Origin of the sequence: Streptomyces sp. NRRL B-1347 (assembly GCF_000720325.1) — a bacterium.
Taxonomy (GTDB): domain Bacteria; phylum Actinomycetota; class Actinomycetes; order Streptomycetales; family Streptomycetaceae; genus Streptomyces.
In genome coordinates, this window is sequence record NZ_JOJM01000002.1 from 81000 (window position 1) to 93248 (window position 12249).

A 12249-nucleotide genomic window follows, 5' to 3' on the forward strand; every position below is an offset into this window, starting at 1 on the left:
GCTCAAGCCCGAGTCAGCGGCGCGCGGCCGCCGCCGGCTTGGGCAGGGTGCAGCCCGGCCGGTTCAGGTCGACCTTGTTGCCGGCACCGATGCAGGGGACGATGGTGTACGTCTGCTGGCCGTAGTTGATGCCCTGGCGGACGGTGACCTTGCCGTTCTCGTCGACCTCGCAGGGGTTGTTGTCGGTGCAGCGCTGACCGTCCTCGTTACCGGTGTTGTTCAGGGCCACGACCTTGCCGGTCTGGTCGTCGATCACCGGCGAGCCGGAGGTGCCGCCGATCGTCTGGCACGCGGAGGTGTAGCGGACCGAGTCCTTCCAGGTCCACTGGCCCTCCTTCAGGCGGTACGCGAAGCCGTCGATGTTGCACTTGTACATCCGCTTCCAGTAGCCGGACGCGACGGTGATGGCCCGGCCCGCCGTGGGCCGCGCGGAGTCGATCTCAAGGGCCTTGATGCCGTAGCGGCTCTCTATGTCGCGGTAGGTGCTGGTCAGTTCGTACAGCGAGACGTCGTTGTCGGTCATCGTGCCGTACGCGATCTTGCTGGCGCGCACGGTGCCCGCGTTGCCGCCGCCGGCGTTCAAGAGCGTGAAGCTGCGGGTGGACGCGCGGTTGACGATGACCTGGCCCGGGCCCGGGAAGCCGGTCTCCAGACAGTGGCCGTTGGACATCACGAGCGCGCGGTCGGTGGGCTGCGAGCTGGGCACGCGCACGACGGAGCCGGAGCAGTTGCTGAGCGCCACGGTGCCGGCGAAGGTCACGGCCTTGGCTTTGACCTTGGCCTTGACCTCGGCCTTCGTGTCGGCGACGGGCTGCGTCCGTGCCACCTGCTTGTCGGCCGTGGGCGCCTCGTTGGTAACGGCGGCCGCGGGCAACGCCGTCGCGCCGAGGAGCAGCGCGGTGAAGACGGCACCGACGAGAGGCTTGTTCATGTGGGGGTCCCCTCTGGAATGACTGCACGACCGGGGGACCAGCCGACCCCCCAGTTTTGTCATGCGCATTCTTGAGCCACCCAGCCCCCGGGAACAAGACCATGTAAGGCCGACTCCGGAAAGCGCCCCCACGCGGAAGCGCCCGAAGGGGCGCGGGGAACTGCGCGACCAGCCCGAGACGGCCCGCACCCAAGAGAACACCTGCCCCACCCGAGCTCCCACCGTCCAAGGCGCCCCCGCCAGAGATAGGCTCGGGGGCATGCAGGTGATCCAGTCGACCAAGCTCGCCAACGTCTGTTACGAGATCCGGGGCCCCGTGCTCGAGGAGGCGATGCGGCTCGAAGCAGCAGGTCACCGCATCCTCAAGCTCAACACCGGCAACCCCGCCGCCTTCGGCTTCGAGTGCCCGCCGGAGATCCTGGAGGACATCCTCCGCAACGTCGGCGACGCGCACGGGTACGGCGACGCGAAGGGCCTGCTCGCCGCGCGCCGCGCCGTGGTGATGCACAACCAGACCCTCGGCATCGAGACCGACGTCGAGCACGTCTTCATCGGCAACGGCGTCTCCGAACTGATCGTCATGGCCATGCAGGGCCTGCTCGACGACGGCGACGAGGTCCTGGTCCCGGCGCCCGACTACCCGCTGTGGACGGCCGCGGTCTCGCTGTCCGGCGGCACCGCCGTGCACTACCGCTGCGACGAGCAGTCGGACTGGATGCCCGACCTCGCCGACGTCGAGCGCAAGGTCACCGACCGCACCAAGGCGCTCGTGATCATCAACCCGAACAACCCGACGGGCGCGGTCTACGACGAGGCGGTCCTGCGCGGCCTGACCGACATCGCCCGCCGCCACAACCTGCTCGTCTGCTCGGACGAGATCTACGACAAGATCCTCTACGACGGCGCACGGCACACCCCGACCGCCGCCCTCGCCCCCGACCTGCTGACGCTCACCTTCAACGGCATGTCGAAGGCGTACCGCGTGGCCGGGTACCGCGTCGGCTGGATGTCCGTATCGGGCCCGAAGGCGCACGCCACCTCGTACATCGAGGGCCTGACGATCCTCGCGAACATGCGCCTGTGCGCGAACATGCCGGGGCAGCACGGCGTGGTCGCCGCCCTCAGCGGGCGGCAGACCATCAACGACCTCGTCCTGCCGGGCGGCCGCCTGCTCGAACAGCGGGACACGGCGTACGACCTGCTCACCCAGATCCCCGGTGTGACCTGCGTGAAGCCGAAGGGGTCCCTCTACCTCTTCCCGCGCCTCGACCCGAAGGTCTTCAAGGTCAAGGACGACCGGCAGCTGGTCCTCGACCTGCTGCGGGCCGAGAAGATCATGGTCGTCCACGGCACCGGCTTCAACTGGCCCGAGCCCGACCACTTCCGCATCGTCACGCTGCCGACGGCGACGGACCTGGCGGAGGCGGTGACCCGGATCGGGACGTTCCTGGACGGCTACAGCCAGCCGTAGCGCGGCACGGGCGGGGCCCGGTACGGACCCCGCCCAAGATCGGACTCAACTTTAGACATAATCTAAATCAAGAGCTACGATGGGTACTCGACAGCTTGGAGACCCATCCCATGTACGAGCCGATCCGCGCCAAGTCGGTCCACACGATGGCCGACCCGGGCGACTTCCCGCACCGCAGCCGCGAGGAGGAGCTGGACATCCAGCTCGCCGGGCACCTCGCCGCACTGCTCGCCGTCACCGACGAGCTCCGCGCCCTCGCCCCCGACCCCGCCCTCGACGCCGCGGCCGAGCGCCTCGCGGCCCAGGTCGCCCGCCTGCGCGGGGGCCTGCCGCCGGTCCGCTCGGCGGTCGCCGCCGCCATCCACGAGCCGCATCTGTCCGCCCTGCACCAGCGCGCCCACGCCCTGGCGGGCCGGGCCCTGGTGGTCGCCGCGTCCCGCGCCGACACGGGGGCGGCGATCCTGGCCGCCCACCGCATGGAAGCCCACGCCCAGGCCACAGAACTGGTCGGAGCCTGACCTTCCCCAGCCCCGCCCACCCGCTCCCCTCAGGGGCAGCACGGGTGGGCGGGTGGGAAAGAGGGCATTAGCCCAGGCGCGCGACCAGCGACCGGTACTCGTCCCACAGCTCCTTCGGCGTACGGTCACCGAAGGTGTTGAGGTGCTCGGGCACAAGGGCCGCCTCCTCGCGCCAGACCTCCTTGTCCACGGTGAGGAGGAACTCCAGGTCGGCCGCGGGCAGTTCGAGCCCGTCCGTGTCCAGGGACCCGGGCGTCGGCAGGACGCCGATGGGCGTCTCGACCCCCTCGGCGGTGCCCTCCAGACGGCCCACGATCCACTTCAGGACGCGGCTGTTCTCGCCGAAGCCGGGCCACACGAACTTGCCCGCCTCGTTCTTGCGGAACCAGTTCACGTAGTAGATCTTCGGCAGCTTGGACTGGTCCTTGCCCTTGGCCACGTCGACCCAGTGGGCCATGTAGTCGCCCATGTTGTACCCGCAGAACGGCAGCATGGCGAACGGGTCGCGGCGCAGCTCGCCGACCTTGCCCTCGGCCGCGGCGGTCTTCTCGGAGGCCACGTTCGCGCCGAGGAAGACGCCGTGGTTCCAGGTGAAGGACTCGGTGACCAGCGGGACCGCGGAGGCGCGGCGCCCGCCGAAGAGGATCGCCGAGATCGGCACGCCCTTGGGGTCCTCCCACTCGGGCGCGATGATCGGGCACTGTGCGGCGGGCGTGGTGAAGCGGGCGTTCGGGTGCGCCGCCGGGGTGCCGGACTCCGGCGTCCAGGAGTTGCCCTTCCAGTCCGTCAGGTGCGCCGGGGTCTCCTCGGTCATCCCCTCCCACCACACGTCGCCGTCGTCGGTCAGGGCGACGTTGGTGAAGACGCTGTTGCCCCACAGCGTCTTCATGGCGTTGGCGTTGGTGTGCTCGCCGGTGCCGGGCGCGACGCCGAAGAAGCCCGCCTCGGGGTTGATCGCGTACAGCTGGCCGTCCTCGCCGAACCGCATCCAGGCGATGTCGTCGCCGATGGTCTCGACGGTCCAGCCGGAGATCGTGGGCTCCAGCATGGCGAGGTTGGTCTTGCCGCAGGCAGACGGGAAGGCCGCGGCCACGTACTTCGATTCGCCCTGCGGCGGCGTGAGCTTCAGGATCAGCATGTGCTCGGCGAGCCAGCCCTCGTCGCGGGCCATGACCGAGGCGATGCGCAGGGCGTAGCACTTCTTGCCGAGCAGGGCGTTGCCGCCGTAGCCGGATCCGTACGACCAGATCTCGCGCGACTCCGGGAAGTGCGAGATGTACTTCGTGGAGTTGCACGGCCAGGGGACGTCCGCCTGGCCGGGCTCCAGCGGGGCGCCCAGGGTGTGCACGGCCTTCACGAAGAAGCCGTCGGAGCCCAGCTCCTCCAGGACCGGCTGGCCCATGCGGGTCATCGTGCGCATGGACACGGCGACGTACGCCGAGTCGGTGATCTCGACGCCGATCGCGGACAGCGGCGAGCCGAGCGGGCCCATGCAGAAGGGCACGACGTACATGGTCCGGCCGCGCATGGAGCCGCGGAAGACCCCCTTCTCCCCCGCGAAGACGTCCCGCATCTCCGCCGGGTCCTTCCAGTGGTTCGTCGGCCCCGCGTCCGCCTCCTTCTCGGAGCAGATGTAGGTGCGGTCCTCGACGCGGGCGACGTCCGTGGGGTCGGAGGCCGCGTAGTAGGAGTTCGGCCGCTTGATCGGGTCCAGCTTCTTGAAGGTTCCCTTGGCCACGAGCTCCTCGGCCAGGCGCTCGTACTCGGCCTCGGAACCGTCGCACCAGACCACGCTGTCCGGCTGGGTCAGTTCGGCGATCTCGTTCACCCAGGAGATGAGCCCCTGGTGGTTGGTGGGGACGGTGCCCGCGGACTGCGAGGACTGCAAGGAAGAGGGAGCCGCGATATCGCGCGCCACGATTGCTCCTATACGAGGGGTTTTAGGTTGGGGCCCCGTGGGGGCTGCGACCCGGACGCTTCACTGCATTTCGATCTTCTGGCGCTCATCCGGTGCCGACCGCACTCATTTGATCATCCGTCCCTGTTGCGCATCTGTCCAGAGGGCTTCACACGTGAGCGGAGTGAGCATGGCCACTTGTAGGATGGGATTTCACCGCTTTGATACGTAACTTACGGTTCCGTAGGTACGATGCGGCGCATGACCGCTCCCGTCCCCGACGCGATCACGAGTTCGGCCGCAGGTGGCTCCGGCCCCGCCGTCCCCGCCGGCGAGATCGCCGCCGCAGCCCTCGAACCCGTCGCCGCGGCCGTGCGCCCGGTGAAGCCCAAGCTGCGCGGCTGGCTGCACGCCGGGATGTTCCCCGCAGTGCTGGTGTCCGGCCTCTTCCTGACCGCGCTCGCCGACTCCACCCGCGGCCGCGTCGCCTGCGGGATCTACGTCCTGACGGCCTGCCTGCTGTTCGGCGTCAGCGCGCTCTACCACCGGGGCGACTGGTCGCCGCGCATGGACCGCGTCCTGCGCCGCCTCGACCACGCCAACATCTTCCTGATCATCGCGGGCACGTACACCCCGCTGACCATGCTCCTGCTGCCCGACGCCAAGGGCCAGTGGCTGCTGTGGGGCATCTGGGCCGCGGCCGCCGCGGGCATCGTGTTCCGCGTCTTCTGGGTGGGCGCCCCGCGCTGGCTGTACACGCCCTGCTATCTGGCGATGGGCTGGGCCGCCGTCTTCTTCCTGCCCGACTTCATGCGCGCGGGCGGGATCGCGGTCCTCGTCCTGGTCATCGTCGGCGGCCTGCTCTACAGCGCGGGCGGCGTGGTCTACGGCTTCAAGCGCCCCAACCCCTCACCGCGCTGGTTCGGCTTCCACGAGGTCTTCCACTCCTTCACCCTCGCCGCGTTCGCCGTGCACTACGTGGGCATCTCCTTGGTCGCCTACCAGCACGCCTGACGCCCCCCGGGGGGGGCGGGCTCACTCCTCGACGCCACAGGGCCGCGACTGATGTCGCGGCCCTCTTTTCTGCGCCTCCCCTGAAACGCGAAAACCGGGGTTCGAAAGGCCGCCGCCTTTCGAACCCCGGTGTCGCTTACGGGCTAGTTGCCCCAGGTGCCCTGGTTCACGGCGCAGTTCCAGCCGTTGCCCCGGACCTGGAACTTCACCTTGTAGCTGTTCTTGTTCAGCAGGCGGGTGCGGACCTGGACGCCCAGCTTGGCCTTGCCGCTGAAGGACTTGTCGTAGACGGTGATGGACCGCGACGTCTTGTGGGTGATCTTGCCGCCCTTGGCGGTCGCCCGGCCGAAGCGGATGTTCTTGACGTTGGTGACGGTGAACTTGACGTTCGAGAACTTCTTGTTGCTCTTGTTCTTGATGCCGAAGTACAGGCCGTTGCCCGTCACCCAGCCGCCCTGGCCGATGTAGAAGCGGGACGTGTAGACGATGTCGATCGGGCAGCCGGAGCTGGTCGCCTTGGCGAACGGCGCGGCGCTGCTCGGCTTGTCGGCGGACGCGGTGCGCTGGGTGGCGTCACCCGCCGCGGAGGCGGTGCCGGCGAGGCCGAGCTGGGCGGCGGTGATGAGCCCGGCCGTGCCCAGGGCTGCGGCGGTCGTACGCGTCATGCGGTTCACTGCGGTGAGTACCTCTCCCCCGGTGCCCCATGTGCTGGGGCCAACTGACAGAACGATGCCAAACATTCACAGCGGCTCCTTACGCCACTGCGACGCCCGTATTGGTATCACGCCGATGGTCACACAAGGAGCACAAGGTGGCCGCCCCGCCCCTGCCGTGACAGAAGCAGGACAATCGGCGGGCAGCCCCGGGAGCTGATTCACCGTCCGGGGTCGCCCGGCCGCTCAGCGCAGCGCGCCGAGGGCCGCCGCGAGCTCGGCCGGGTCCGTCGTCGGCCGGTCGCACACGAAGTCCCGGCACACGTACGCCGTCTCCCGGTCCGTCACCGGGGACCGGTCCGCGAGCAGCGGCAGTTCGCCGTCCGCGGGGCCGACGGCCACCGCGGCGCCGGGCGCCGTGCCGAGCAGCGCCACCCGGTGCATCGGGCCGTCCACCGCGCCCACCACAGCGACCTCGCGCGGCCCGTCGAGCGCGGCCTCGGCGACGGCGAGCCCGTGCCCGATGAACCGCGGCGCGCGCGGCGCGAGCGCCCTGACCACGCCGAGGGCCCGTTCGGCGGCGCGCCGGTGCGGTGCGGCGCCGGTGTGCGCGGCGTAGGTGAGCAGCGCCCCGGCGGCGGCGGTCCAGCCGGAGGGCGCCGCGTTGTCGGTGGGGTCCTGCGGCCGCCGAATGAGGCGTTCGGCGTCGGCCGCCGTGTCGTACAGGGCGCCCGTCTCGTCGTCGGTGAACTGCACCAGGACGTGGTCGAGGAGCAGGCCCGCGAAGTCCAGCCACACGCCTTCGCCGGTCACCGCGGCGAGCGCGAGGAAGCCCTCGGCGACGTCGGCGTAGTCCTCCAGGACACCGGCGTTGGCGCCGGCGCGGCCGTCCTTGGAGGTGCGGGCGAGCCGGGCGCGGTCGTCCATGTGGAGGCGGACGAGCAGATCGCCCGCGCCGACCGCGGCCGCCACCAGGTCGGGCCGGTCGAAGTAGGCGCCGGTCTCGGCGAGCGCGGCGACGGCCAGGCCGTTCCAGGCGGCGACGACCTTGTCGTCCCTGCCCGGGGCGGGGCGCAGGGCGCGGGCCGCGAGGAGGCGCTCGCGCACGGAGGCCACCCGGTCGGCGTCGGCGACCACGCCGTCGCGCTGGGGCAGTTGGAGGACGGACGCGCCCTCCTCGAAGGTGCCCTCTTCGGTGACGCCGAAGTACGCGGCCGCGAGCTCGGCGTCCGCGTCGCCGAGGACCTCGCGCAGCTGCTCGGGGGTCCAGACGTAGTACGCGCCCTCCACGGAGCGGCCGGTGGCGTCGGCGCTGTCGGCGTCGAGCGCGGAGGCGAAGCCGCCCTCGTTCGTGCGCAGCTCCCGGACCATGAAGTCGGCCGTCTCCAGGGCGACCCTGCGGGCCAGTTCGGAGCCGGTGGCCCGCCACAGGTGGGCGTAGGCGCGGCACAGCAGGGCGTTGTCGTACAGCATCTTCTCGAAGTGCGGCACGACCCACTCGCGGTCCACCGAGTAGCGGGCGAAGCCGCCGCCGAGCTGGTCGTAGATGCCGCCGCGCGCCATGCGCTCGCAGGTGTCGGCGGCCATCTGGAGGGCGCCTTCCGCGCCGGTGCGGGCGTAGTGGCGCAGCAGGAACTCGATGACCATGGACGGCGGGAACTTGGGCGCGCCGCCGAAGCCGCCGTACCGCTCGTCGTAGTCGCGGGTCAGGCCGAGCAGCGCCTTGGCCAGGTCCTCCTCGCCGGGCCGCCGGTCGTCGCCGAGGGCCAGTTGACGCTCCGCCAGGTCCTTGACGACCTTCGCGGCGACCTCGGTGACCTCGGCGCGCCGGTCCGCCCACGCCCGCCGCACGCCGTCCAGGACCTGTGGGAAGGACGGCATGCCGTGGCGCGGTCCCGGCGGGAAGTACGTGCCGAAGTAGAAGGGCTCGGCGTCGGGGGTGAGGAAGACGGTCATGGGCCAGCCGCCCTGCCCGGTGGCGGCCTGCACGGCCTCCATGTAGACGGCGTCGACGTCGGGGCGCTCCTCGCGGTCCACCTTGACGTTGACGAAGTTCTCGTTCATCAGCGCGGCCGTCGCCTCGTCCTCGAAGGACTCGTGCGCCATGACGTGGCACCAGTGACAGCTCGCGTACCCGACGGACAGCAGGACGGGGACGCCGCGTTCGCGGGCGGCGGCGAACGCGTCGGCCGACCACGGCCACCAGTCGACGGGGTTCTCGGCGTGCTGGAGGAGGTAGGGGGACGTCTCGTGGGCCAGTCGGTTCGGCATGGGTCCATCCTCGCGCACGTCGCGCCTGACGGCGGGGTTCCCCGGCGCGCCCCGGGGCCCGGCCTCGCGTACACCGCGCGTTCGCAGCACACTGACACGTACATGTAGAGGTGACGGGGTACGTGCACCCGTGCAGGGCGGGGCGCGTGGACACGTGCCCCGCGAAGGCACACGGGCACGGGCACGCGCGACGGCGGTGTCACGTGCTCCTCTTCGAGGGGGACCAGATGCGGGACAGCCACCGGGCCGAAGCCGAGCGCCTGTTGGCACGGGCGGTCGAGGAAGAGGTCCGGCGCACCGGCGGCCGCACCGACGGCAACGTGCTGCTCTCCCGGGCGCGGGCCTCCCTGGACGCCATGGAGCAGACGGCGGCCGAGGAGTACGAGGCGTACACCCGGGCCCTGGATGAGTCGGCGGCCGGGCAGCTGACGTTCGGTCAGCGGTATGCGAAAGAGGCGGCCGGGACGCCGCTGCTCGTCGTGGCCGTCGCCGCCGTCGCCGCGTGCGTGGCCGACCTCGTGCTCGGCACCGGCGGCGGCACCGCGCTCGGCGCGGGCGGCGCCGTCGCGGTCGCCGGGTTCGCCGCGACCGTGGTGAAGGTGACGGCGGCCCACGTCCCGGCCGCCCAGCGGCACGCGGGCACGGTCCACCAGCCCGGCGGCCCCGAGCAGCTCCGGCTCCAGTGGCTGACGGCCCTGGAGGTGCGGGGCATCAGGCCGTTCCTCGACCAGCAGCGGGTGCTTACGGCGGCGACGGCGGGCGGCGTCGGCGGCACGCGCGCCGCGCAGCAGAAGCGGGCGCCGCAGCTGCGCGGCGCCGACAAGAGCGCGGCCGCCAAGCGGCGCACCGTCCTGGAGCAGTCCTTCGCGCAACTCCCGCAGCCGGACGGCGAGTTCGCGGGCCGACGGGCCGAGCTCGGGCGGATCGCCCAGTGGGTGCACGCGGCCCGGGCCAGCACCCAGACCAAGCCGACGGTGGTGGTCCTGCACGGCGCGCCGGGCGCGGGCCGGTCCTCGCTCGCGGTGCGGTCCGCGCACGACCTGAAGGACCAGTTCCGCGGGGCCTGCGTGGTGGACCTGCGCGGCGAGAGCCCCGACACGCCGCCGCTGTCCACGCGCGACGCCCTCCTGCACCTCCTGAACCGCCTGGGCGCCCCGCGCGAACAGCTCCTCTTCCGGGAGCGCTCGACGCAGGAGCAGCAGGTCAAGCGGCTCAGCGAGCTCTACCACCAGCACCTCACCGGCCTGGAGGTCGTCATCGTCCTGGACGACGCGAGCGACCCCGAGCAGGTGCGCACCCTGGTGCCCGAGCGCTCCGACAGCCTCGTCCTCGTCACCGCCCGCAAGCCCCTCGACCTGCCCGCCGACCTGCCCGCGTGGGTGCACCAGCTGGCGGTGGACGCGCTGGACGACGCCGGGGCCGAGCAGCTCATCCGGCAGGTGGCGCAGGACCTGCCGGAGCCGTACGACGCCCAGTCCCTGGACCGGCTGCGGGAGCTGTGCGCCGGGCTTCCGCTCGCGCTGCGCGTCGCGGGCTCCGCGCTCGGGCCGCGCACCCCCGAGGCGCTCATCGCCGACCTCGCCGCGTACGGACCCGTCGAACCGGTCGAGCGCACCCTGTGGCTGCGCTACAGCGACCAGCCCGAGGCCGCGCGCCGCCTGCTTCGGCGCCTCGCCCTCGCCGGGCGGGCCTCGCTCGGCACCGCCGCGGCGGCCGCGCTGCTCGGCGCCGACGAACAGGAGGCGGCCCGGCAGCTCACCGCGCTGTCCCGCGCGGGCCTCGTCGACCACGTGCGCGCCAGCCGCTACCGGCTGCACGACATCGTCCGCTCCTTCGCCCAGGCCCGGCTCGCCGACGAGGAGGAGCCGGCCGAGCGCAGCGCCGCGCAGGAACGTCTCATCGTCAGCTACGGCGAGCTCGCCGACTCCGTGATCCGCCTCGTCGACGGCAAGACGTCCACGCGCGCGGACCACTTCGGGCAGCACGGCTTCACCTCCCTGGACGCGGCCCTTCGCTGGCTCGACGACGAGTCGAGCTTCATCACGGCCGCCCTGCGGCACGCCGAGGGCGTCGAGCCCCGGGCCGTGCTCGGGCTGCTCGGCGCGCTGTGCGACTACTGCCTGCTGCGCGGCGACCTCTACCGCCTGGGCGAGATCAGCGAGCTCGCGCAGGCGGTCGACCAGGGCCTGCTCGGCCGGAACGTGAAGTGGCGCACCGGCATCGCGGCCCGCCACCTGGGCGAGCTCGACCAGGCCCGGTCCACCCTCGCCTCGGTCGTGGACCTCTACTTCGAGGCCCACCAGGACGCGGGGGCCGCCCGCGCCCTCGGCTCGCTCGGCATCACCCTGCACCACCAGGGCAACCTCTCCGAGGCCGCGGCCCGGCTCCGCGAGGCCCTGGACCTCCAGGTCGCGGACGAACTGGCGGGCGACCGCGGCTGGACCCTGCACGCGCTCGCCGCCGTGGAACGCGACCGCTCCCGGCTCTCCGAGGCGCAGGAGATGCTGCTCACGGCCCTCGAACTGCACCGCGGCAGCGAGTCCGTGCACGGCGAGGCCTGGGCGCACTTCCAGCTGGGCCAGGTGTGCCTGCGCATGGGCGACGTACCGCGCGCGGAGACCGAACTGCGCCGGGCGCTCGATCTGTACCGGCGCACGCGGGACGCGCGCGGCGAGGCCTGGGCGCTCACCCAGCTGGCCCGCGCCCGGCTCGTCGCGGGCGACCCCTCCCCCGCGGTCGACGGCCTGCGCCAGGCGGTCTCCCGGCACCGCGACAACGAGGACGCGCGCGGCGAGGCCTGGTCCCTCTACTACCTGGGCCAGGCCCTGGAGGAGACCGGCGTCCTCGACCAGGCGGTACGGGACCTGGAGCGGGCCCGCACCATGTTCTCCCGCATGCGCGACGTCTACGGCCTGGCCTGCGCCCGCCACCACTCGGCCCGCGTCACCCGCGACCAGCGCGCCGCCCAGACCGGCTCGCTGCGCAACTCCGGCTTCGCCCGGCAGCTCCTGGTCGACGCGCGGGCCGACTTCCAGCGCATCGGCGTCGCCCACGGCGAGGGCTGGACCTGCCTCGAACTCGCCGTCATCGACGCGGGCAACGCCCGGACGCAGGCGGCCCTCGCCCTGTGCGACGACGCCATCTCGCTGTTCGCCTCGTACGGCGACCGGCGCGGCGAGGACTGGGCCCACTTCCTGCGCGCCACGCTGCTGCCGTACGCGTCCCCCGGCGGCTGGGACATCGGCGTCGCTGTCGCCCAGGAGGAGCTCGCCCAGCTCACCCGCACCGCGCATCCGCTGCGGGACGCCAAGCTCGACGGCTACACGGAGGCGTACCAGCTGTTCCTGGAGCGGAAGGCGGAGCTGGAGACCGGCTGGCAGGGGTGGCGGCTCGGCATGACGCCCGACCGGCACGCCAGAGAGATCATGGGGGTTTCCGTGACGCCCCCTCAGTGAGCGCGCGATAGTGGGGCGTTGAGCGGCCGGGGCCGTCTG

8 protein-coding genes are annotated in these 12249 nt (G+C 72.0%); 4 read left to right on the forward strand and 4 right to left on the reverse strand.

Features of this window, described 5'->3' with window-relative positions; translation table 11 throughout:
* Positions 1-13 precede the first annotated feature (13 nt).
* Entirely contained in the window at positions 14-931 is a 918-nt protein-coding gene (locus IG74_RS0101875) for a S1 family peptidase (protein WP_030668408.1), read from the reverse strand.
* Positions 932-1190: 259 nt separating this feature from the next.
* On the opposite strand from IG74_RS0101875, the gene IG74_RS0101885 reads away from it, so the two are divergent.
* Positions 1191-2402, forward strand: a complete 1212-nt coding sequence (locus IG74_RS0101885; RefSeq protein WP_030668411.1) for a pyridoxal phosphate-dependent aminotransferase — start codon at positions 1191-1193, stop codon at positions 2400-2402.
* A gap of 110 nt (positions 2403-2512) precedes the next feature.
* Positions 2513-2920 (forward strand): hypothetical protein, encoded by a 408-nt coding sequence (locus IG74_RS0101890; RefSeq protein WP_030668413.1) that lies wholly within the window; start codon positions 2513-2515, stop codon positions 2918-2920.
* 67 nt (positions 2921-2987) lie between these two features.
* On the opposite strand, the gene IG74_RS0101895 is transcribed toward IG74_RS0101890, so the two are convergent.
* Positions 2988-4838, reverse strand: a complete 1851-nt coding sequence (locus IG74_RS0101895; RefSeq protein ID WP_030668416.1) for a phosphoenolpyruvate carboxykinase (GTP) — start codon at positions 4836-4838, stop codon at positions 2988-2990.
* A gap of 240 nt (positions 4839-5078) precedes the next feature.
* On the opposite strand from IG74_RS0101895, the gene trhA reads away from it, so the two are divergent.
* Complete coding sequence (gene trhA, locus IG74_RS0101900; RefSeq protein WP_030668418.1) at positions 5079-5831, forward strand: PAQR family membrane homeostasis protein TrhA; 753 nt, start codon at positions 5079-5081, stop codon at positions 5829-5831.
* Positions 5832-5974: 143 nt separating this feature from the next.
* On the opposite strand, the gene IG74_RS0101905 is transcribed toward trhA, so the two are convergent.
* A complete protein-coding gene (locus IG74_RS0101905) occupies positions 5975-6496 on the reverse strand; it encodes a hypothetical protein (protein WP_234334178.1) in 522 nt (173 codons plus the stop codon).
* A 234-nt stretch (positions 6497-6730) separates the two neighbouring features.
* Positions 6731-8755, reverse strand: coding sequence for a thioredoxin domain-containing protein (locus IG74_RS0101910; protein WP_030668425.1), 2025 nt, complete (start codon positions 8753-8755; stop codon positions 6731-6733).
* A gap of 227 nt (positions 8756-8982) precedes the next feature.
* Here IG74_RS0101910 and IG74_RS0101915 point away from each other — a divergent pair, with 227 nt between their 5' ends.
* Positions 8983-12210 (forward strand): tetratricopeptide repeat protein, encoded by a 3228-nt coding sequence (locus IG74_RS0101915; protein ID WP_030668428.1) that lies wholly within the window; start codon positions 8983-8985, stop codon positions 12208-12210.
* Positions 12211-12249: the final 39 nt, after the last annotated feature.

Bases quoted from the DNA above. Each gene is read 5' to 3' on its own strand.
- IG74_RS0101905 (WP_234334178.1), bottom strand. From the start codon at position 6,496: ATGACGCGTACGACCGCCGCAGCCCTGGGCACGGCCGGGCTCATCACC.
- IG74_RS0101910 (WP_030668425.1), bottom strand. From the start codon at position 8,755: ATGCCGAACCGACTGGCCCACGAGACGTCCCCCTACCTCCTCCAGCAC.
- IG74_RS0101915 (WP_030668428.1), top strand. From the start codon at position 8,983: ATGCGGGACAGCCACCGGGCCGAAGCCGAGCGCCTGTTGGCACGGGCG.
- IG74_RS0101875 (WP_030668408.1), bottom strand. From the start codon at position 931: ATGAACAAGCCTCTCGTCGGTGCCGTCTTCACCGCGCTGCTCCTCGGC.
- IG74_RS0101890 (WP_030668413.1), top strand. From the start codon at position 2,513: ATGTACGAGCCGATCCGCGCCAAGTCGGTCCACACGATGGCCGACCCG.
- IG74_RS0101885 (WP_030668411.1), top strand. From the start codon at position 1,191: ATGCAGGTGATCCAGTCGACCAAGCTCGCCAACGTCTGTTACGAGATC.
- trhA (WP_030668418.1), top strand. From the start codon at position 5,079: ATGACCGCTCCCGTCCCCGACGCGATCACGAGTTCGGCCGCAGGTGGC.